The sequence below is a fragment of the Halomonas sp. FeN2 genome (genome assembly GCF_020595105.1).
Taxonomy (GTDB): Bacteria; Pseudomonadota; Gammaproteobacteria; order Pseudomonadales; family Halomonadaceae; genus Vreelandella; species Vreelandella neptunia.
This window is the reverse complement of the sequence record NZ_CP074200.1, coordinates 550,001-571,622: the sequence shown is the minus strand read 5'-3', so window position 1 is coordinate 571,622 and position 21,622 is coordinate 550,001. Positions and strand designations below refer to the sequence as shown.

Annotated in this window: 22 protein-coding genes; 14 read left to right on the top strand and 8 right to left on the bottom strand. The window is 55.2% G+C overall.

What is annotated here, in order from left to right:
• Window positions 1–19: 19 nt before the first annotated feature.
• From putP to KF947_RS02705, 4 genes are all read right to left on the bottom strand, one after another.
• Window positions 20–1,513 (bottom strand): sodium/proline symporter PutP, encoded by a 1,494-nt coding sequence (putP, locus tag KF947_RS02720; protein WP_133732666.1) that lies wholly within the window; start codon window positions 1,511–1,513, stop codon window positions 20–22.
• A gap of 464 nt (window positions 1,514–1,977) precedes the next feature.
• Window positions 1,978–2,811: an AraC family transcriptional regulator gene (locus KF947_RS02715; RefSeq protein ID WP_227405383.1), complete on the bottom strand. Its 834-nt coding sequence runs from the start codon at window positions 2,809–2,811 to the stop codon at window positions 1,978–1,980.
• A gap of 60 nt (window positions 2,812–2,871) precedes the next feature.
• Window positions 2,872–3,231, bottom strand: a complete 360-nt coding sequence (locus tag KF947_RS02710; protein WP_133732664.1) for a hypothetical protein — start codon at window positions 3,229–3,231, stop codon at window positions 2,872–2,874.
• A gap of 271 nt (window positions 3,232–3,502) precedes the next feature.
• Window positions 3,503–3,910: a CBS domain-containing protein gene (locus KF947_RS02705; RefSeq protein WP_227406267.1), complete on the bottom strand. Its 408-nt coding sequence runs from the start codon at window positions 3,908–3,910 to the stop codon at window positions 3,503–3,505.
• A gap of 237 nt (window positions 3,911–4,147) precedes the next feature.
• Between KF947_RS02705 and KF947_RS02700 the strand changes: the two genes are divergently transcribed.
• From KF947_RS02700 to KF947_RS02665, 8 genes are all read left to right on the top strand, one after another.
• Complete coding sequence (locus KF947_RS02700) at window positions 4,148–4,684, top strand: YqaE/Pmp3 family membrane protein (protein ID WP_227405382.1); 537 nt, start codon at window positions 4,148–4,150, stop codon at window positions 4,682–4,684.
• A gap of 88 nt (window positions 4,685–4,772) precedes the next feature.
• Entirely contained in the window at window positions 4,773–5,642 is an 870-nt protein-coding gene (locus tag KF947_RS02695) for a carboxylate/amino acid/amine transporter (RefSeq protein WP_022522995.1), read from the top strand.
• Window positions 5,643–5,705: 63 nt separating this feature from the next.
• Window positions 5,706–6,641: an NAD(+) kinase gene (locus KF947_RS02690; RefSeq protein WP_039859209.1), complete on the top strand. Its 936-nt coding sequence runs from the start codon at window positions 5,706–5,708 to the stop codon at window positions 6,639–6,641.
• A 2-nt stretch (window positions 6,642–6,643) separates the two neighbouring features.
• Window positions 6,644–7,630 carry a metallophosphoesterase gene (locus KF947_RS02685; protein WP_227405381.1) on the top strand — a complete coding sequence of 329 codons (987 nt, stop codon included), beginning with the start codon at window positions 6,644–6,646 and terminating at the stop codon, window positions 7,628–7,630.
• A gap of 253 nt (window positions 7,631–7,883) precedes the next feature.
• Complete coding sequence (locus tag KF947_RS02680) at window positions 7,884–8,735, top strand: rhomboid family intramembrane serine protease (protein WP_133732660.1); 852 nt, start codon at window positions 7,884–7,886, stop codon at window positions 8,733–8,735.
• A 10-nt stretch (window positions 8,736–8,745) separates the two neighbouring features.
• The gene (locus KF947_RS02675; RefSeq protein ID WP_227405380.1) at window positions 8,746–9,030 is read left to right on the top strand and encodes a YeaC family protein; all 285 of its coding nucleotides are present in this window, start codon (window positions 8,746–8,748) and stop codon (window positions 9,028–9,030) included.
• Window positions 9,014–9,874, top strand: coding sequence for a DUF2797 domain-containing protein (locus KF947_RS02670; protein ID WP_227405379.1), 861 nt, complete (start codon window positions 9,014–9,016; stop codon window positions 9,872–9,874). The genes KF947_RS02675 and KF947_RS02670 overlap by 17 nt, the downstream gene beginning before the upstream one ends.
• Window positions 9,875–9,952: 78 nt before the next feature.
• Entirely contained in the window at window positions 9,953–10,378 is a 426-nt protein-coding gene (locus KF947_RS02665; RefSeq protein ID WP_133732657.1) for a CopD family protein, read from the top strand.
• 10 nt (window positions 10,379–10,388) lie between these two features.
• Here KF947_RS02665 and KF947_RS02660 read toward each other — a convergent pair whose 3' ends face one another.
• Window positions 10,389–10,850, bottom strand: a complete 462-nt coding sequence (locus KF947_RS02660) for a DUF2231 domain-containing protein (protein ID WP_133732656.1) — start codon at window positions 10,848–10,850, stop codon at window positions 10,389–10,391.
• A 36-nt stretch (window positions 10,851–10,886) separates the two neighbouring features.
• Between KF947_RS02660 and coxB the strand changes: the two genes are divergently transcribed.
• Genes coxB through KF947_RS02640 form a run of 4 tightly spaced genes read left to right on the top strand, consistent with a single transcriptional unit; the run spans window position 10,887 to window position 17,020 of the window.
• Window positions 10,887–11,930: a cytochrome c oxidase subunit II gene (gene coxB / locus KF947_RS02655; protein ID WP_227405378.1), complete on the top strand. Its 1,044-nt coding sequence runs from the start codon at window positions 10,887–10,889 to the stop codon at window positions 11,928–11,930.
• Window positions 11,927–14,467: a cytochrome c oxidase subunit I gene (gene ctaD, locus KF947_RS02650; RefSeq protein WP_227405377.1), complete on the top strand. Its 2,541-nt coding sequence runs from the start codon at window positions 11,927–11,929 to the stop codon at window positions 14,465–14,467. The genes coxB and ctaD overlap by 4 nt, the downstream gene beginning before the upstream one ends.
• Window positions 14,468–14,471: 4 nt before the next feature.
• Window positions 14,472–14,828, top strand: coding sequence for a hypothetical protein (locus tag KF947_RS02645; RefSeq protein WP_133732653.1), 357 nt, complete (start codon window positions 14,472–14,474; stop codon window positions 14,826–14,828).
• 47 nt (window positions 14,829–14,875) lie between these two features.
• Window positions 14,876–17,020 (top strand): heavy metal translocating P-type ATPase, encoded by a 2,145-nt coding sequence (locus KF947_RS02640; RefSeq protein ID WP_227406266.1) that lies wholly within the window; start codon window positions 14,876–14,878, stop codon window positions 17,018–17,020.
• Here the strand turns inward: KF947_RS02640 and KF947_RS02635 are convergent.
• Together KF947_RS02635 and KF947_RS02630 are read right to left on the bottom strand one after the other, a co-directional pair.
• Window positions 17,017–17,316 (bottom strand): winged helix-turn-helix domain-containing protein, encoded by a 300-nt coding sequence (locus KF947_RS02635; protein WP_071693579.1) that lies wholly within the window; start codon window positions 17,314–17,316, stop codon window positions 17,017–17,019. The genes KF947_RS02640 and KF947_RS02635 overlap by 4 nt on opposite strands.
• A gap of 41 nt (window positions 17,317–17,357) precedes the next feature.
• Window positions 17,358–18,443 (bottom strand): PA0069 family radical SAM protein, encoded by a 1,086-nt coding sequence (locus tag KF947_RS02630; RefSeq protein ID WP_227405376.1) that lies wholly within the window; start codon window positions 18,441–18,443, stop codon window positions 17,358–17,360.
• 214 nt (window positions 18,444–18,657) lie between these two features.
• Between KF947_RS02630 and KF947_RS02625 the strand changes: the two genes are divergently transcribed.
• Window positions 18,658–19,203, top strand: a complete 546-nt coding sequence (locus KF947_RS02625; protein WP_227405375.1) for a DinB family protein — start codon at window positions 18,658–18,660, stop codon at window positions 19,201–19,203.
• A 137-nt stretch (window positions 19,204–19,340) separates the two neighbouring features.
• Window positions 19,341–19,811: a GNAT family N-acetyltransferase gene (locus KF947_RS02620; protein ID WP_227405374.1), complete on the top strand. Its 471-nt coding sequence runs from the start codon at window positions 19,341–19,343 to the stop codon at window positions 19,809–19,811.
• A gap of 115 nt (window positions 19,812–19,926) precedes the next feature.
• On the opposite strand, the gene pgi is transcribed toward KF947_RS02620, so the two are convergent.
• On the bottom strand, window positions 19,927–21,594 hold the full coding sequence (pgi, locus tag KF947_RS02615; protein ID WP_227405373.1) for a glucose-6-phosphate isomerase: 1,668 nt from the start codon (window positions 21,592–21,594) through the stop codon (window positions 19,927–19,929).
• Window positions 21,595–21,622 lie beyond the last annotated feature (28 nt).

The window sequence follows — 21,622 nt, the reverse complement described above, 5'->3', positions numbered from 1 at the left end:
CTGAATGTATCTTGAGCGCTTATTTGCGTTCGATATGCTGATATTCGCCGGCATCGTCGGTGGCATTGCTTACGACGATGATGGCAATGAAAGAGGCGATAAAGCCAGGAATAATCTCGTAAACGCCCGGGCCACCCATAAAGGAGCCGTTCCAGCCAAGTGCAATCCAGACCATTACGGTGAGCGCGCCCACCACCATGCCTGCGATAGCACCATTGCCGTTGGTGCGTGACCACATCAGCGATAGGATAATCAGCGGGCCAAAGGCCGCACCGAAGCCTGCCCAGGCGTTACTGACCAGCCCCAGAACCTGGGAGTTTTCGTCAGAGGCAATAAACGCTGCCACAATGCCCACCAGCACTACACTGACACGGCCAACGGCCACACACTGTGCCTCAGAGGCTGTCTTGTTCAAGAACAGACGGTAGAAGTCTTCGGTGAGTGACGAAGAGGCTACCAACAACTGACTTGAGACGGTGCTCATAACCGCAGCCAACAGTGCTGCATAGAGGAAGCCGGTAATCAGCGGATGGAATAGCAGGTTTGCCAAGACGATAAAGATGGTTTCCGGATCTTCGATATCCAGGCCATTACGGATGGCATAAGCGCGGCCAAAGATACCCAGAGACACAGCACCAATCAGAGAGATAAGCATCCAGCCCATGCCAATGTTGCGGGCAATCGGTACATCCTTGAGTGTCCGGATGGCCATGAAGCGCACAATGATGTGCGGCTGACCGAAGTAACCCAGCCCCCAGGTGACAGCGGAGAGCCAGCCAATAAAGGTGAGCCCCGAGGTCCAGGAGAGCAGGGTGGGGTCGACCTCATTCAGCGTTTGTGAGGCCTGAGAAAAGCCGCCACCACCTTCACCAAAGAGTACCACCGCCGGCATGATTACCAGGGCCAGCATCATGATGCAGCCCTGTACGAAGTCGGTCATGCTCACGGCCAGGAAACCGCCAACAACGGTGTAAATAAGTACCACGCCCAGGGTGATCATAACGCCCATGCCGTAGTTACTCATGTCACCGAAGTTGTAAATGCCGGAAAACGCGCTTTCAAACAGCTTGCCGCCAGCCACTAGGCCTGAGGCCGTGTAAACTGCGAAAAAAACTACGATGACGATAGCGGAGACTGTCCGCAGTGACATTGACCGCGTTGGGAAGCGGTTTGCCAGGAAAGCCGGGATGGTAATCGCATTGCCATAGTGAACGGTCTGCTCACGTAGGCGCGGAGCGACTAGAATCCAGTTGAATAACGCCCCCACGAGCAAACCAATGCCGATCCAGGCGGAACCCAAGCCAGAAACGAACATTGCCCCAGGTAAACCCAGCAGCAACCAGCCACTCATATCCGAAGCACCGGCCGACAGGGCCGCTACTTTAGGGCTGAGGGTACGACCACCCAGCATGTAATCTTCAGAGGAAGAGGTGGATTTGCGCATCGCATAAATACCGATGGCGACCATGAGCACAAAGTACGCAATGAGACTTATCCAAACACCTATAGCCATGTAACTTCTCCAGTTTTTCAGGACGGAGCTAGCTCCGACAGGTTAGTGCGCATACCGGGAAGAATCCGGTATTGACGCAGTCTTGTTGTTGTTAACCTCTTTTCATATCCATGTTACTGGCCCTGATGAGCCCGCTATAGATGAAGTCAGAAAGGTCGGTGGTGCCTATGTGTGCCGTGATCCCGCTATTATTTTCGACCATAGGATAGTTCCCTGTTCAGGTTAGTTTCGGATGAGTCGTTTTACTCATCTCCCAGCGTCAATAGCGACGCTTTCCCGCCTAACGCAGCGGTGTTATCAGTAATGGTTGTTTCAGTCACGAAGCGTTGCAGGTACAGAGCAAATGAGTAACGCGGCGTTATGCCTAAATAAATAAGCGAATGTAGATTGCTGACACCTTTGTTGCATGTTGAATTCAAGGCAAAACGTGTCAATTCCGCGGCAAGAGAAGTAACTATACGACTTTAGTAGAGTTTTTGCTGGCTTGCCATTGGGCTTATGGGTTGTTTTGGTGCATTGGTTGTCAATGGTGGTGCATCGCATTGACGCAGTTTACGCGGCGATAATCCGTAACTGCGCCGAAATGCATGAGAAAGCGCACTTTGGTTGGCAAAGCCGGTTTGAATGGCAATATCGGTGAGGGGAAGTCGGCTTTGCAGGATCAGTTGGCGGGCCGCGTGTAGACGTTGGCGTTTGACGTACTGCCAGGGCGAAAGCCCCGTTTGAGCGCGGAAGCAGTCGGAGAAATGCGCTTCGCTTAGACAGGCAAGTCGCGCTAGATCAGCGACGCGCAGGTCTTCGGCGAGGTGTTGACGAATAAAGCGGTTAATACGCGTCAAATCCAGGCGCTGCTGAGTACTGCTGGCGGTAGTACCCAGGCGGGCCTTTAGTGAGCCCAGTAGCGTGGCGGCTAAACGGTCTTGCTGAAAGGAGTTAGTCGACGTATCAAACCCTTGAGCAAGCTCGCTTTGCATAAACTCCAGGTAGTGGCGCAGTGCGTTATCTAGACCAAAAAAGCGTGGTGCGTCGAATAGCGCTACCAGTTCACGGTTCTCACCGGTTAGCGCAGGGGCGTCTTCGGGAAGATCTAGAATCAACTGCCTGTTATGACCGTAACCCGAGTAGTAGTGCTCGTGGTTTGCGGGCACGATACACCCCGAGAATGCATTGACGCGCCCACCCAAGCCTTCAATTTCAAATTCTGAAGAGCCGCACAGCGTAATCACAATTTGATGAAAATCATGGGTGTGGTGATGGGTAGCGCTGGCTAGTGGTATTTGTCTAATGGTACTGGGCATGCAGTTCTCCTGAATTGCATTAGGTCTCCTGAACCGCAAGACGCCTTTAAACCGTATCAGCTACTGCTGGCGAAGGGCAGTGTGGGCGTGCAAGTGGTCGCGAAGGGCCTGAAGTTCTGCCTGCCCCTCTTGATTGAGCAGCGGCTTGCCTTGGGCAAGCATCCAGCGTCGGCCATGTTGCTCCATTAAGTGTGCGGCGCGGCGTCTAATGCCGTCCAAGTACTCGTTGTGTCGAATGGGGTAGCCGATTATCGCGTTCCACTCGGTTTCGCTCACTTGGCTGTTGAGCGCTTTATCAAACAGCGCCAGTAAATCTTTGGGCTCCGTGCGGTAGCGTGGGGTGCTTGAGGTCATCAGCACCAGCATTACCGCACCAATCACGAGTAAGCAGACTCCAAACACTAATAAGTACAGCGCCATTCGCTCTGCTCCTGGGCGTCATCCGTTAATAAATAGCTACGTTATTATACGCTTGGCGCCGCTAGGGTCGAAAATTTTACTTTTTTGCGAACTTTTACTTCACAGCGTGTCTGAGTATGTACAGGCAACATCGCGATAGCAGTCGCTAAAGTTGTTGTCCTGGCTCTATTGTTTTGATCCCTTGCTTCCGCTACTTCTTGAGTAGCGGCTTTTTTTTGTCCAAAGCTCAACTGTTCTTCGACACCTGATTTGAAACCGTTAAGCAACTCTGCTAATGGCGGCGTATAGCCAGCAGCGCTACCAGGATATCACGTCGTGTCACAATTCCTATTAGACGCTGCTGTTCCACCACTGGGTAGACTTTGGGTTTAGGGCCTAGCATCTCCTGGGCCAGGTCAGTAATGCTTTTATTGGGAGAGACGCTGAGCACTTCGTGGCGCATCATCTCTTTCACCAGGGGCGCTTCATCGTCATGATAAATGCTATCCAACACACGTCCCATCACATCCTGCTCCGAAATAAAGCCGATTAAACGATCACTCTCATCCACTACCGGTGCGCCAGGCAGACGATGCAGTGCTAGCCCCTTGGCCAAGGTTGTTATTGATGCGTTGGGTGAAACGCGGTAGCAATCAAGGGACATGATATCGCGGACGATTCTGGGGGTTGCTCTATTCATCATGGACACTCCTTGCTCATCTTATTCATCGCTATGGCAAACAGGGCATCGCAAGCAAAGCGATCTGATCAGTTCAGGATGCTAAAGTAGCAGCGACTCTTTCACTGTAGGTGATTTAAAACGCAGTGTTCAGCCTGCAAAGCATCTTTATTCAACGCTGTAAGTACTGAATTTTCTAAGCCGTTAATTTTCTAACTGCTCAAATGATCTGCAAGTTAACGAATTGAGGAGCCACCCATGGATGCACGTGAGTACTTAAACCGCAAAGGGGTGGGGCTTGACCGAGACCCTGACCGCCCTAATACCTTGGAGGAGAAAGCCTGGGAGCGTGCGCGGGGATCTGGGCACCAACGGCCAAAATCGGGGACGCCTCACGATTGGGAAGATTGGGAGCGTCACCACGATGACTTGGCAGAAGGCGCTGAAACCTTAGAGCAAAAAATTGACAAAGAGGCTCATCGGGTTGCCCAGGAGCGGGCAGCTAAGGCAGCGGCTGAGCCAGCCTCCAGTTCAGTAGAGCATTTCACTCCGCCAACTAAAGTTGAACCAGCGCCTGCCGAAGCCACGCCGCCTAAAGCGACCCCCGTAAAGCAAGCTGCGCCGGAGCCTGAAGCGTTAAAACTCGCCTATTATGCCCTGGCGCTACTATTGCCTCCGCTGGCGGTAGGGTTGACCGACGGCGGTAGTAAGCGGGTAGGGGTAGCTCTGTTGCTAACGTTAGCGGGCTGGCTGCCCGGCGTTGTGTATGCTTTTTGGTGGCTGCAGCGGCGTTAACTAAAGCCCCTTGTAGACGTTAACTACTTGGCAGCCTGATCAAGGTGCGTATAATCTCCGTAAACTAATTTATAAGGCAGGGTTTACGATGGGTTATCTGATCGGCGTCACGGCGCTATGGGCGTTCTCCTTTTCGCTGATAGGTGTCTACTTGGCGGGCCAGGTCGACAGCTATTTTGCGGTATTGTTGAGGGTTACGCTTGCCACCCTGGTCTTCCTGCCTTTTTTACGACCCAGCCTTCTGCGGGGTAAGCATCGGCTGGCGCTTATGGGCTTAGGTGCCATACAGCTGGGGGTAATGTATACCTTCTTCTATCAATCCTTTCTGCTGCTGTCGGTACCTGAAGTGCTGCTGTTTACTATCTTCACGCCTATTTATATCGCACTGCTGGATGATCTGCTGTTTGGCCGCTTCACGCCGATCTATATTGTGACCGCGCTGCTCGCTGTAGTCGGGGCAGGGGTTATTCGCTATGACGGTGTTGATAGCGGTTTTTGGGCAGGCTTTTTAGTCGTGCAGGGGGCAAACCTCTGTTTTGCGCTTGGCCAGGTAGGCTATCGCCGTTTAGCCGCTGATTTGCCACCTACACTAGCGTGGCACAACGTGTTTGGCTGGTTCTTTATTGGCGCGATGGTCGTGGCTCTGCCTGCCTATTTGCTGTTTGGCAACAGCGCGGCACTGCCTACCACGTCACTTCAGTGGGGCGTACTTGCATGGTTGGGGTTAGTGGCTTCTGGCGTAGGCTATTTTGCCTGGAACCAGGGCGCCACCAAGGTAGACGCAGGCACCTTGGCAATTATGAACAATGCGCTGGTGCCAGCGGGGCTAATCGTCAATTTAGTGATTTGGAACCGCGATGCGGACATTCCGCGTTTGTTGTTGGGGGCGCTTATCATGGCCGCCTCCCTGTGGCTCAACCACTGGTGGTGCCAGCGCCGTCAGGTAGCCGTTAGCTAAGCCTATTTGCCCGATAGCTGAGGTGTCCCCATAATGGCGACTTATGTTAGCGAGAGTCGGCCCATGAGCAACACCTTATCAGCAGACGCTAAGTCAGCGCCCTCCAGCGATCAATCGAGCAGAACCTTTAAAACTATTGGTCTGATTGGTCGGCTGGGGAGTGACAAAGTGGTCGACTCCCTTCAGCGGCTGGTAACCTATCTGGTCGCCCATGACTACTCGGTATTAGTGGAAGATCGCACCGCTACTGTCATACCGCACCATGGTCAGCCGGAAGCCAGCCGTCGCATGCTGGGCGAGCTGTGTGACTTGGTGATTGTGGTAGGGGGCGATGGCAGTCTATTGGGCGCGGCGCGGGCGCTATGCCGCAGCGGTACGCTGATTTTAGGCGTTAATCGGGGCCGCTTGGGGTTTCTTACCGATATCTCACCCGATGAGTTGGAAACCCGCGTCAGTGAAGTGCTGGCGGGGGAGTTTGAGGTTGAACAGCGTTTTTTGCTTGATACCGTGCTCTACCGTAATGGCGTTGCCGTGGGTAATGGCGATGCCTTGAACGAAGTCGTGCTGCACCCTGGTAAAGCGGTGCGCATGATAGAGTTTGAGCTGTTTATTGATGGCCAGTTTGTGTATAGCCAGCGCAGCGATGGCTTAATTGTTGCTACGCCCACCGGTTCAACGGCCTACGCGCTCTCTGGCGGTGGGCCGATCATGCACCCCAAACTGGATGTCGTGACGCTGGTGCCGATGTTCCCTCATACGCTCTCGAGTCGCCCCATTGTAATCGATGCCGCCAGCGAAATACGTATTCACATTGGCGAAACCAACCAGTCCTATCCGCATATCAGCTGCGATGGGCAAACCCGAGCGGTGGCCAAACCCAATGACGTACTGGTGATTACCCGCAAGCCTGAACGTATCCAGCTGGTGCATCCCATCGGGCATAATTTTTACGAAGTGCTGCGCAGCAAATTAGGCTGGAGCCACCGGTTGGGGGATTGAGTATGGAGGGATACGACCTCATTGGGGATGTCCACGGCTGCGGTGCTACGCTCGCCTCACTGCTGGAAAAGCTGGGTTACCACCGGCGCAACGGCGTCTATCGCCACCCGCGTCGCAAAGTGATTTTCCTAGGTGATTTGATTGACCGAGGCCCTAGAATTCGTCTGGCAGTGACTATTGCCCGGCGAATGGTCGAGCAGGGCGAAGCGTATATCGTCATGGGGAATCACGAGTATAACGCCCTGGCGTATACCCATCCTGGGCCCCCAGGTAGCCATAAACGCTGGTTGCGCGAGCATACGCCACGGCACAACCGTATTATTCAGGACACCCTAGAGCAGTATCGCGACTATACCAACGAGTGGGACGACACCTTGGCGTGGTTTAAAACCATCCCGCTGTGTTTGGAAATCGATGGTATCCGCGTGGTGCACGCCTGCTGGGATGAGATGCTGATTGAAGAGCTGAAACAGCGCCACCCTGATTGCTGCATGGACACACAGTTTTTGATTGAGTCCACCGATCCCAAAACCCAGGCATTTCGAATTTTAGACCGCCTCACCCGAGGTCCGCATGTCTCACTACCCAAAGGTATTGCGATACACTCAGGCGATGGCTTTACAAGGCAAAGTTTTCGCGCCCACTTCTGGGCCCAGGCGCCTCAGCAGTGGGGGGACGTCGTCTTTCAACCGGATAACTTGCCCGGCAATCTTGAAACCCGCGCATTGACCCACGAAGAGCGCCAGAAACTTAGCTACTACGGGCCAGAGCAGCCGCCGCTGTTTATTGGTCATTACTGGTGTGAAGGCATACCAGCACTGCCGACCCAGAATATTGCCTGCCTGGACTATAGTGCTGTCAAATATGGGCGCTTAGTGGCCTATCGATGGAGTGGTGAGGCAGTATTAAATGCAGACCATTTTGTGTGGATTAAGGTACCAAAAGACGAGCGTGCGCTGCCCAAACCCTGGGAAATCGACTTTGATTAACAAATGCTTCTTTTTGTTACACAAAATTACATATTTTTTTCAAAACGGCTGAACTAACCCTGCCGTCGGCTATCAGAGTAAGTGTTCCCTTGAATGATCCCTTGCTTTTATTCTCCGGCGGTTCCCACCGCCGGTTTTTTTTGCTTGTCTTTTGGCAGCCGGGTGGTTCATTCAGTAGTTGTCTACAATAACTGTCTTCAATAGCTACCCGCTGCGGACAGCGTGCCGCAAGCGCTTTGATTAGAGGGATTTCATGCATCCAGTGATGCTTCTGCCCGATCACGCGGATACCAGTGAACTTCGCCAGGCACTCTGGCGCCACCGCATTGGTCACCGCATTACCGATGAAGCGGACGGCCAACTGCTATGGATCGCCGACCCACGCCAGCTTGGCGAACTTAAAGCACTGCTAGAGCGCTGGCAGCGGGGCGAACCCCTGGTGCTTCAGCAGGCTGCTCAGCGCCCGCGCACCATGACCCACTCCTTGGCATCGCTAAAGCAAGTGCCGGTAACGGCGCTGATGATTGTCATTAGTCTGGTGATATTTGCCCTGATTGGTGTTTTTGGTGACCAGTTGATTGTCACTCTCACCATCGTGCCAATAGGTATTTCAGGTGGTGAGCTGGTGTTTGGTAATCTGACGCAAACGCTTACCTCTGGGCAGGTATGGCGCTTGTTATCACCTGCTTTTCTGCACTTTGGCTGGATGCATTTGATATTTAATCTGATGTGGGTGTGGTACTTCGGGCGACAGGTTGAAGCACTACAGGGCAGCCGAATCATGCTACTGCTGCTTATTGTGGCGGGTATAGGCGCGAATGTGGCGCAGTACGCGACCGGCACCGTGCTTTTCGGCGGCATGTCCGGGGTGGTATATGCCTTACTGGCCCACGTTTGGTTGATGTCACGCCGGGTTCCCCAAAGTGGCTTTTTTGTACCGCAAATGCTGGTGGTCTTTATGCTCGGCTGGATGGTGTTCACCATGACCGATATGGCGGGCAGCGTTGGTTTTGGCAATGTCGCTAATGAAGCACATTTGGGCGGTCTACTCGTGGGGCTGGTCACAGGCTGGTATTATTCATCCCGCCGTTTGAAAAACCGTTAAGAGGCCTGCAATGAGCGAAATGACGTTCGAAAAAATGATCAACCAGATGACTCCAGCGATTTACGAAAGCCTTAAACAGGCGGTATCGCTGCGCAAATGGCCCGACGGTCGCCGCTTAACGCCGGAACAGACCGAACTCTGCTTGGAAGCCGTCATGCGCTTTGAGGTGGAGAACAACGTGCCGGAAGAGAACCGCGTAGGCTATTTAGAGCAGCGTACCTGCGGTGCAGCGGCTAGCGGCGTTGGCGTATCGCCGGAACTGGCCGGCTTGGCACGGGATGCCACGCGTGATTGAAGCGGCAGTACCGGGCTTTTCAGTAGAGGGCTGTTTAAGCAAAATGGCGGCAGCGCTACCTGGCCGCCAAGACCAGCCGGTGGTTTACCACTTGCGCGCGGGTGAGCACCGTGTTGCGCTTAACGAGCGTATCGGTGAGCCGCTTAGTTTGCGGTGGACGGGAGCCATTGCCTGTACCCACTGTGGGCGAGCAACCAAGAAGAGCTTTGCCCAAGGCCACTGTTACCCCTGCTTCAAGCGGCTAGCCCAGTGCGATACCTGCATTATGAAGCCGGAAACCTGTCACTTTTTCCAAGGCACCTGCCGTGAGCCGGAGTGGGGCGAGCGACACTGTTTCCAGCCCCATGTCGTCTATTTGGCTAACTCATCGGGGCTTAAAGTAGGCATCACCCGCAAAACCCAAATGCCTACCCGCTGGTTGGATCAAGGCGCGATTCAGGCGCTGCCGATTCTTGAAGTGGATACGCGTCAGCAGTCCGGTTTTGTCGAAATGCTGTTTAAAGAACAGGTTGCCGACCGCACCAACTGGCGGGCGATGCTCAAAGGCGACGTCGAAACCATGGATTTAAGTGCCGAGCGGGATCGTTTGTTGACCCTGCTAGCCGATGGATTGAACCAACTGCGCGAGACTCATGGTTCGGATGCTATCCGTTTGTTGGAACAGCCTGCGCAACATTTTCACTACCCCGTCAGCGTTTTTCCCAAAAAAGTGGTGTCGCATAACTTTGATAAGCAGCCACTGGTAGAAGGCGTGCTGCAAGGCGTCAAAGGGCAGTATTTGATCCTCGATAGCGGGGTCATTAATCTCCGCAAATTCACCGGTTACGAGATCCAGGTGTGTTAAGCGGCTAGCCATAAGAGGGCGTTTTGACTAAGGTTAGGGGGTGATCTGACCCGCCTTACGCAACGCAAGGAAGCCCCGATGCCTTGGCTTAAACTGCTTCACATTGCCGCGCTAGTGATCTGGTGCGGCTCACTTCTTTATCTGCCCGCCTTGCTTAGCCAGGCGCTGCAGCTTCGCAAAGACGCGGGCTTCGCCCAGGGCACACCGCCCATGCCGCGGTTCTTTTATAACTCCGTCGCTACCCCGGCCGCCTTAGTGGCTATTGCCTCGGGCACGCTGCTGTTTCTCATCCATGGTGTGCTGGGCGGCTGGCTGATCTTAAAACTGGGTGCTGTTGTGGCCATGGTCGCCGCCCACGGCTGCTTTGGCTGGTTAATCTTGCGCCTTGAGATGGGCCACTACCGCTGGGTAAAACCCACCAACTGGACGGCGCTATGCGTTGCGTTGGCGGGCATTATAGGCGTGCTGGGGCTTGTGTTAGCTAAGCCACTGGATTGGAGCTAACGCTATGGCGCTAATCCTTAACCTCGACACCCACCGCGTGTTCATACACCAGTTGACCGCCCAGCCAGCCCGCCAAAGCGATCAACGCTGCGGTGAGCAGCGATACGGCCAGCCCCCAGGGCAAAATCGCACTCGGGTCGTTAAAGCGCAGCAGCCAGTTCAACGACGCCAACGAGAGCATCACCACCGCGACGATAGCGTGGCTCCAGCCGGTTATCAGACGGCGAATGCGCGGTACAGTGACCAGATCGATAATCCCAGCCGTACTGGCAATCCAGCCGCCGAAAGCACCGACGCCTGCCAGCCACAAGCTAGCGCGCAACCAGAACGGATCGCCGCTCAGCAGGAAACCGATATCGCTTGCCACCAGCGCCATCAGGGCCGCGACGGGAAAGTGAATCATCACGGGATGAAGTGGATGGCCGGCGAGAGATGCGCGGCTTTTAATCGAGCGCTGGCGAGGCTTTGCCATAGTCACTTCCTGTGGGCAGAAAAAGGAATTCAAGGGATGAGGTTGATTATTCAACGCTTAACCCAGCAGCGGGTCAACTCACTTGGCACACCGCTAGCGCTGTCAGTCGGCCTGCTATTAGCCGGTTGCGCCGGGGATAAGTCTATTCTAGACCCGGCAGGCCAAGCCGCGCGAGACGTGGTGATGATCTGGTGGGTAATGCTAGGGTTTGGCACTGTGGTATTGGTGCTGGTGACTGCTTTTTGGCTGTATACCTTCAAGCGCAAAGAGGTAATACGAACGCCCGCTGAGGAGCGAACAATAGCGCGTCGCTGGATTATTGGCGGCGGCATTGTGCTGCCCGTGGCCAGCATTACCGCGCTGCTGGCTTTTGGTGTGCCCACCGGTCAGCGGCTTTTACCGTTGCCCCTGGCAGAGCCACCGGAGGTAATTGAAGTCATTGGCCACCAGTGGTGGTGGGAAGTGCGCTACCCCGGCGCAGAAGGGGGTGAGGTGGTGACTTCTAATCAGCTCATCATGCCGGCAGGGGAACCGGTCGACTTTCACGTTACCGGTGCTGACGTTATTCACGCTTTCTGGGTGCCGCGACTGGGCGGCAAGATCGATATGATCCCAGGGCGAGTGAACAAAATACGCTTGGAAGCAGACGAGCCGGCGGTATTTGGCGCCCAGTGCGCCGAGTTCTGCGGCGCCCAGCATGCCCAAATGCAGCTCTATGTGGAAGCCGTCGAGCGGGACGAGTACGACGCCTGGCTGGCCGCTCGCCAAACGGAGGCATTATCGTCGCTTGCGGCAAACGATCAGCAGCATGAAACTGCCAGGGAGGCATTTATGACCCATTGTGCCAGCTGCCACCGGGTAGCAGGACTCTCCTCTGGGGAAGAGGGGCCGGATCTTTCTGATCTTGGCAGCCGGACGAGCCTCGGGGCGGGAATAATGGCCATGGAGGAGGGCGCAGTCACCCACTGGCTTAAGCATCACCAACGCTTAAAACCGGGCAACAAAATGCCGCCCCATGATGATATCGAGACGGCCACCTTGGAGTCTCTGGGTGCTTGGCTGGAGACGCTAACCCCATGACCACTATTAACCGTGAAGCGACCCCAGAAGGCGATAACATTAAAGGCCCCAACCAACTGCACAATGACTTGCACGATATTTGGGGCAATCCGCGTGGTTTGAAAGCACTCACCATTGTTAACCATACCACTCTCGGCCTACGTTTTATGGTTACCGGGATGGTGTTCTTCTTGATTGGTGGCCTATTGGCCATGCTGGTGCGCACCCAGCTGGCGCTCCCCGATCAAGACTTTATGTCGCCGGATATCTATAGCCAAGTCACCACCATGCATGGCACGGTGATGATGTTTCTGTTCGCCATCCCAATGCTGGAAGGGTTGGCGATTTATATGATTCCCAAGATGATCGGTGCCCGTGATCTGGTTTGCCCACGGCTAACATCCCTGGGTTACTGGTGCTATCTGTTTGGCGGCATCATCCTGTCGTTTAGCTTGGTGTTAGAGATGGCACCAGACAGCGGCTGGTTTATGTATACCCCGCTCAGTAGCAGCGAGTACTCACCGGGATTGGGCTCAGATTTTTGGCTGCTGGGGATCACCTTCGTTGAGATCTCCGCGCTCTCTGCCGGGGTCGAATTGGTGGTTTCGATACTGCGTACTCGCACCCAGGGCATGGCGCTGCACAAAATGCCGCTGTTTGCCTGGTATATCCTCGCCATGGCGCTGATGATCGTGGTCGGTTTCCCGCCGTTGATTCTGGGCAGTATTCTACTGGAGCTTGAACGCGCAGTGGGGATGCCCTTTTTTGAAGTGGCCGGTGGCGGTGACCCGATTCTTTGGCAGCACCTCTTTTGGCTATTCGGCCATCCCGAGGTTTACATCATTTTCCTGCCTGCGGCGGGCATTGTCTCCACGCTGATACCAGTGTTTGCTGGTCGTCCGATCGTTGGTTACGGCTGGGTGGTCTTCGCCATTACCGTGACAGGCTTTATCAGTTTCGGTCTCTGGGTTCACCACATGTTTACCGTGGGCATTCCTCAACTGGCCCAAGCCTTCTTCTCCGCCGCCAGTATGTTGGTGGCGGTGCCTACGGCGATTCAGGTGTTTGTGTGGCTGGCCACGCTATGGCTGGGCAAGCCCAAGATGAAGCTGCCGATGTTATGGATCGTGGGCTTCCTGATTATCTTCGTGTGTGGTGGCTTGACCGGGGTAATGCTGGCGCTGGTGCCCTTTAACTGGCAGGTGCACGATACCCACTTTGTGGTGGCGCATATGCACTATGTGCTGGTGGGCGGGATGTTCTTTCCGCTGATTGCCGGGCTCTACTACTGGTTGCCGCTGTTTTCAGGGCGAATGCCTTCTGAAACCCTGGGCAAATGGGGCTTTTGGCTCACCTTTTTGGGCTTTAATGGCACCTTTTTGATCATGCACTGGACTGGCCTGTTGGGTATGCCGCGGCGGGTCTACTCTTATGAAACGGGTATGGGTTGGGATATTTTCAACCTGCTGTCATCCATGAGTAGCTTTATTATGTCGGCGGGGATTGCCATGGTGCTGCTGGATTTTGCGCTGCACTTCCGTTTCGGCAAACCCGCTAAGCATAATCCCTGGAACGCGGATACCCTGGAGTGGGCCAACAGTATGCCGCCCAGCGCCTATAACTTTGTCAGCCTGCCAAAGATCGAGACGCGCCATCCACTATGGGATGACCCGAATCTGCCGCGCACCATGACAGAAGGGCAACATAGCCTGGCGGTGGCTACCCATGGCCGACGGGAGATGTGGGGCACTGACCCTTTGACCGGCAAAGTGCGGGAAATCATTCATCTGCCGGGTAACTCCTGGTGGCCGCTGTTTGCTGCCATGGCGCTGGCCGTGGTGTGTGTAAGCCTGCTGACGCGGCTATATCCGCTGGCTGGTATCGCCGTTGTCGTGGCTGGCCTATTTTTACTGCGCTGGTCTTGGGAGAATGGTGCCCATCCAAAAGCGGCGCCGGATGCCGAGGTAGCTCCCGGCGACCCTCCGCTCCACTCGCGCACCATGGATGGTCCAGGCCTATGGGCCATGTCGATCACGCTGCTCGCCAATGGTTCGTTCTTTCTCTCTTACCTATTTGGCTGGTTCTATCTATGGACAGTGTCCCCTGAGTGGCGGATGCCCGAGACCTCACCGCTCTCCTTGGTGGGGCTGATCCTTGCCGGGGTGGCGCTAACCGCTGGCGTGGTAATTCTCGAAAAACTGGTGCGCGGTTTGCGCCAGGGTAAGGATGCGGGACTGGCAGTGGGCATGTATAGCATCAGTGCCCTAGGCTTTGTGCAGGTAGCGGTAACGCTGTGGGTGCTGCTGAGTGCAGACCTGGCGGTTACCGAAACCTCCCATGATGCGATCATTATGGTCGGGCTGGCCTATGCGCTGCTACACGGCGGTTTAGGCGCGGTGCTGACCCTGCTTCAGGGCCTGCGGGTGGGTTATGGCTTTGTGGGCGCCCATGCACCCTTCGAGCCTGCCGTGGTTGCCCAGTGGTGGCGCTATAATCTGGTGACGTTCTGGATACTCGTGGGCGCGCTTGCGGTGTTGCCTCGCGTCATAGGGAGCTAAGCTAATGACCATCACGTTGCAGCGCTTACACCTTACCCATCCCTTGCATTTTGTCATTGGCTTAACGCTATGGTGTATCTGGTTCGTGGCCGTTTACGGCGGGCATGCGGTCGCTTGCTCGGTTGCACCGCCTGCTCCCGAGCAGGGCGTATTCACCCTGGTGAACGCTATGCTGCTTGCCGTCAGTATCGCCGCGATTGCGTTACTGGCAGCGTTAACGGTGGGCTGTTGCCGCATGGCCAAGCGCCATGAAGGACGGCTGCGCTTTAATGCCACGGTTTCTGCCGGGCTGTATCTTTTCTCTACTTTAGGCGTTGTGTTTGCTGCAATGCCGATTATGGGCATTCCGCCTTGCCTGTAAGCGATCCGCTTAGCAAAGAAGAAGAGCAGCTCTATACCCTCCACGGTATGTGGTGCACCAGCTGTGCCTTAGCCGTAGAGGGCTCTCTAAAGCGCCTTAAAGGTGTGCGTGAGGTTAGTGTGCACTACCCAAGCGCGACGCTCTGCATCAGTGGCACGCCTGCCGCTATTCAGCTCTCTACTCTTGCCCCCAAGATTAAACGCCTGGGCTATCGGTTGACAGAACTTGAGCCGGTGGCGGATGCCCATGGACGTTTAGAAGAGGAGAGCCGCTACCTGACGCTTAGGCTGATGGTCGGTTCGCTGTTCGGCATGTGGACGATGCTCGCGTCACTATTGATCTATGCGGGTGCATTGCCTTCGGAGCGGGTTGAGTTGGTGGTTGCGTGGGTGTCGGGGGCATTTTCCCTGCCCGTGGTGCTGTTCGCAGGGGTACCGTTTTACCGGGCCGGATGGCGCACGCTGCTTGCCAAGCGCCCCGGCATGGATGTGCTGGTTAGCCTTGGCGTAATCGGCGCAGTGATGGTTTCGGTGTGGCTGCTATGGCGCGGCTCAAGCGAAGTCTATTTCGACACGGCGGTGATGCTGATTGTGCTTTTACTGGTTGGGCGGTTGGTGGAGACACTCTGCCGTCACCGTGGGTTAAAAGCGCTTGATGCTCTGGCGCTGCCAAATGATGACATTACGGTTTGGCAGGACGAGCACTGGGAATCGGTTCCTGTGGATGAAGTGATGAAGGGAACGCGCGTCGAGCTAGCGCCCGGTGAGTTGATAGCCCTTGATGGGATCCTGGAAGACCCAGGTTGGATCGATACTGCCTCGCTTACCGGCGAAAGCCTGCCGCGCCACTTTCATGCCGGACAGAAGGTCTATGCGGGCTGCCGCTACCTGGGTACAACGCCGCTGGTAATGCAGGTAAGTGCAGGCGTAGGCAAGCGACGACTGGATCAGCTTTGTGACGAAATGCGCCGCTATCAGGCTAAAAAAGGCGAATTACAGAAGCTTGCTGACCGTTTTGCTGCTTGGCTAAGCCCGCTAGCTCTCGTGCTAGCGATGCTAACGCTGCCCGCTGTGCTGCTACTGGGTCTGGGCTTGGAGGATGCTTTTGTGCGCGCACTTTCGGTGTTAGTGGTCGCTTGCCCTTGCGCCGTGGGGCTTGCGGTGCCGCTGGCAAGCCTTGCCGGTAGCGGCCAGGCCATGCAGCAGGGTGTTGCGCTACGCGACCCGGCAGCGCTCGAAACCTTGGCACACATTCGCTCGGTAGCGCTGGATAAAACCGGCACCTTAACCACTGGCAGCCATACGGTGCTGCACTGGCAAGCACGGGAAGGCGTTGATGAGCGCACCTTGCAGCGCAAGCTCAGTGTCGCTGTTGCTGGCAGCGAACACCCCTTGGCACAAGCGCTAGCGCGCTGGGCGGGCAGCCAAGGCGACCAGCGCCCTGAGCAATGTCTGCAGGTTAATGACACCCCTGGAGAAGGGCGCCGTGTGCAGCTCAACAGCGGTGAGTGGCTAACGTTAGGCAGCGCCGGTTGGCTTTCTCGCCAGCAAATAGCGCTTCCTGCCCAAGCGGAAGAGGCAACGCTATCCTTTGCTTCTCAGGTGGTGATTGCTGACGAGGTGGGCTGGCTAGCCTCGTTCTATCTCACCGATCAACCGGTGGATGACGCCGAGACTAGCGTAAAACGCCTGCTAGCTTCAGGTTATGTCGTCGCTATGATCAGCGGCGATCGGCAGGGGGCGGTCAGTTGGTTGGGCGAACGGGTAGGGCTTGCCCGTGAAGCTTGCTACGCCCAGCGTTCGCCTGAAGCCAAAGCGCGGCTATTGCAGGGACTACCATCGCCGACACTCTACGTAGGGGATGGCTTAAACGATACCTTAAGCCTGGCCGCGGCCGATGTAGGTGTTGCGCCACTGAGTGCCAGCGAAGCTGCCCGCGAAGGGGCTTCCGCACAGCTAATGACGCCGGGGATGGGTGGTGTAGTCAAACTGCTCGGTATTGCTAAACGCACGCGGCGCATCATGGTTCAGAATCTGTTCTTTTCGGCGCTCTACAATACCCTTGCACTGGGGTTGGTGGTGCTGATGGCGATCCCCCCGCTAGTGGCGGTACTCGCCATGGCGGCAAGCTCGCTGACGGTTACTCTCAACGCTGCACGGCTGGCCTGGGCAGAGTCGGATGAAAATAGCTAAATTGCATAGCCAAGCGCCTGTTTAAGCCGTTCGGCATTGGTTGCCACCCAGCGTGGATCTATCGCTCCCCAATCACGTATCTGGTAGCGACCGATGTTGTGGCGCTCGCCGTCATCCTTGGTAAATACACACTCGATATCCAGCTCGGCAAGGGAGGCGATCGTATCCTGGGCGGTGCGCCGCGGCATGCCGGTGGCCTCGATTAGCGCAGGCACGCTGGCAGCGCCTTGTTCGATCAAATGGGCGACGTATAAACGGCGGTAAAAACTCGATTTGGTTTTGCTTAGAGCAGGCATTCGGCTTCCTTTGCAGCTAATTTATGCGCGTGCTGCCTAGCTTAAATGAATAAATCCTGCTGCGCGCGTGGTGGGCGAAAATCCCGGGTGTTTAAGCCCTGCTCGGTGCGATCCTGCATGTTCCACTGGCGGCTGGCGCGGGCAAAGCGTTGCGCAATTAAATCAGCAAATACCCCTTCACCGCGAAAGCGCTTACCAAACTTGGCATCGTACGCCTTACCGCCACGGCACTGACGCATTAGGCTCATCACTTTCGCCGCGCGCTCCGGGTAGTGGGCTTCTAACCAGGCTTCAAATAGCGGCGCCACTTCATAGGGTAAGCGCAGCAGCATCCAGGCGGCGGTTCGCGCTCCTGCACGGCTGGCGGCTTCCAATAGCTTTTCAATCTCATGATCGGTTAGCCCCGGAATAACTGGCGAAATTAGCGCACCCACTGGAATGCCCGCTGTATTCAGTTCACGAATCGCCCGCAAGCGCGCCTGAGGCGATGCCGCCCGTGGCTCTAATGTGCGTTTCAATTGGGCATCCAGGCTGGTCAAACTGACAAACACACGCACCAGCCGGTGCTCGGCCATTTCCGCCAGAAGCTCTAAATCGCGCAGTACCAAGGTGCTTTTAGTCACCAGCGTTACCGGATGGCGACACTCCAGTAGCAGCTCCAGCAAACGGCGGGTGGTTTGGTAGGTGGCCTCTAACGGCTGATAGCAGTCTGTGTTGCCGGAAAGGTTGATCGGGCGGCACACGTAATTGGGGTGGCACAGCTCTTCGGTTAACCGCTCCACTAAACCGCTACGGGCAATCAGCTTGGTTTCAAAATCCAGCCCTGGCGATAAGTCCCAGTAGGCGTGAGAAGGGCGGGCATAGCAGTAAACGCAGCCATGCTCACAGCCGCGATACGGGTTCAGCGAGCGATCAAAAGGTAAATCTGGCGAGCGATTCCACGACAAAGCACTTTTGCTCACCTCCTCACGCACTTCGGTGGCGATAGTCGTAGAGGCCTCTTCCCGCCACCAGCCGTCATCTTCCGCCTCGCTGCGGGTGGGCGCAAAACGGTTGTGCGGGTCGTACGTTGCCCCGCGACCTTTACGCACGGCTGACACATGAGACGCTTGTTCGGGAGTCGTCATTGGCCACCTCACCTCTAAACGCTATTGATGCATGTATATGGTTATATATACAGTATATGGCGTTTATAAAAAGACGCAAGCAGAGGGGTAGGGGCTTAAATGCTAAATTCGGGGGATGAACAGACGCTCTGTTATTTCATACTCTTAACTAGGGCCTGTTGGCGTTTCACTCACGGCCAAGCTGGCGCCCATATTGAAAGAGGCGATATGACCTATGGAGCTGCAACCACATTTTGAGCTGATGGCATCCTATAACCAGTGGATGAACACCAAGGTATACGATGCTGCCAGCAGGCTGACGACCGCTGAGCTTAACGAAGAGCGTGGAGCTTTCTTCGGTTCGATTTTTGGCACGCTAAATCATGTTGTGGTCGCCGATACCATTTGGCTTAAACGGTTTGCAGCGCATCCCGCGTCTAGCGCAAGAACGCTTGCGGTAATAGTCGACCTCCCTGCGCCACAGCGGCTTGATGAATTGATGTTTGATGACTTGGAAGGCCTGAAAGCGCATCGCCGATGGCTTGATACTGTAATTATTAACTGGGTGGGCGCGCTAACTGATGACGATTTGAGTACCACGCTGAGTTATCACAACACTAAAGGAGTGGCCTCAAAGCGACGCTACTCAAGCCTGATTCTCCACTTCTTCAATCACCAAGCCCACCACCGCGGGCAGGCATCTACTTTATTCTCCCAAGCCGGTGTAGATATTGGTGTCACCGATCTGCTGGCGCTGATTCCGGATGAGGCTTCAATATAATGGTTGACCACCTTTCTGGTAGAAAACGGTAAAGAGAGAAAGCCCAGGCATATTAGATTTATGTATACTGAAGGTCATTGATAGCGGTGGCTTACATTGAAAGGTGTCACATTAATTACAGTAGCTGCGAGCACTAGATGATCAAGCTAGAAAAACTTAATGCATCGGATATCCCCGTGCTGCGCAGTATCACAGTACACGATGATCAGGTGAAGTTTGTGGGAACTGCTAAGGACTTTCTCGCTGATAAAAATGAATCTACGCATCTGCATGTGATAAAACACAATGATCAGTTGATCGGGTGCTTCAAAATCGATATAGCCTACGCTGATGATTATGATTTTTGCACTGAAGGCAGCATAGGCTTGCGCACGTTTCTCATTGACGCCAGTCAGCAGGGCAGAGGGCTCGGAACTTCGGCGGTAAAAGCGCTGTTTCCCTATCTAAAAGAAAACTATGCGAACTACCCACGCCTCTATCTAACAGTGAACTGTAAGAACCCAGCGGCATACACCTGTTACCAAAAGGCGGGCTTTCATGAGACAGGTGAGCAATATCTGGGTGGGGCTGCGGGGCCTCAACATATTATGTACTGGGACATCCAATGATCAGTACGTCTACCACAAGCGGTAGAAAGTTCGTTCTGACTCTCATGCAAAAACGAACGCCTTGGTTCTTTCAAACCAAGGCGTTGCTTTTCTATCGATTTACCAACCTATCCGTTCAACGCTTCTTCCGTGCTGGCTTTTTCTCGGCACTGGCCGGTGCGCTTTCCTTCTCACCGCTGCCACCATTGGGGAAGTGCGCACGCACCAGTTCCAGCAGGCCTTGAGTGGAGGTGTCGAAGTCAGCGGCGTTGGTGTCGATGCGCTCGCTGATTTCACCGGCGATGCGCTTGCCGAGTTGCACACCCCACTGGTCAAACGAGTTGATGTTCCAGATTACCCCTTGCACGAACACCTTATGTTCGTAGAGCGCGATTAGCGCGCCCAGGTTTTTCGGCGTTAGCTCATCCAGCAGTAGGGTGCTGGAAGGGCGGTTGCCGGGGCAGCTGTAGGGATCGTGTTGGCTTAGCTCTTTGCTATCCCCCTGGCTACCTTCCATAAAGGCGTTGGCCTGGGCGAGCATATTGGTCAGTAGGGCGAAGTGGTGGTCTTCCACGCCGGGCTCGGGCTTGAGCGAGGCAATAAAATCAATCGGCACGTAGCGGGTGCCCTGGTGCAGTAGCTGGAAGAAGGCGTGCTGGCCGTTGGAGCCGGTCTGGCCCCAGACAATCGGGCCGGTTTTGTAATTCACCGGGTGGCCGAAAATATCCACCGACTTACCGTTAGACTCCATATCCAGCTGCTGCAAAAACGAAGGCAGTTGGTTCAGCGCCTGGTCGTAGGGCACGATGGCTTGAGTTTCGGCGCCAATAAAGTTGATGTACCAAATACCAATCAGCGCCATCAGCACGGGCATGTTTTGCGAGAAGGGCGCGTTGATGAAATGGTTATCCATCTCATGAGCGCCTTCCAGCAGTTCGATAAAGCCTTCGAAGCCGATCGAAAGCGCAATCGGTAGGCCGATGGACGACCACATGGAGTAACGGCCGCCCACCCAGGCCCAGAACTCGAACACGTTCTCTTCGCGAATGCCGAACTCCATGGCCGCTTTGCGGTTGGTAGAGGCGGCAATAAAGTGCGCGCCCACGTCGGCGTCTTCGCCAGCGTTCTCCAGGAACCAGCGCCGCGCGGTTTTGGCGTTTAGCAGGGTCTCCTGGGTAGAGAAGGTCTTGGTAGAGACGATGAACAGCGTAGTCGCCGGGTCAAGGCGCGAGAGCACCTTTTGAATATGGGTACCGTCCACGTTGGAGACGAAGTGGAAGTGCAGCTCCGGGTGGCGGTATTTGAGCAGCGCGCGCACCGCCATATTGGGTCCAAGATCCGAGCCACCAATGCCGATATTGACCACGTCTTTAATGCGTTTGCCGTTGTAGCCTTTCCATTCACCGCTGCGCACCGCTTCCGAGAACAGCTTGATCTGCTCGCGGGTGCGGGTGATTTCCGGCATCACGTCTTCGCCGTCCACATAGACCGGCTCATCGCCTAAGTGACGCAGCGCCGTATGCAGTACCGGGCGGTTTTCCGTAACGTTGATAATATCGCCGGAGAACATCTGTGCTCGGCGCTGCACCAGTGCGGAGTGGTCGGCTAGCTCAATCAGCTTGGTAAGCACTTCATCGGAGACATGGTGCTTGGAGTAGTCGAGAAACAGACCGCCCACCCGTAAGCTCATTTTCTCAAAGCGCTGCGGGTCATTGGTGAAGTAGTCACGAATGCGGTCGTTAGCGGTTTTGTCGCGCAGGCGGTCAAGCGCCTGCCAGGTAACACTACGAGTGAGCTGAAACATAGGGCGATCCGTTTGTTATATGTGAACG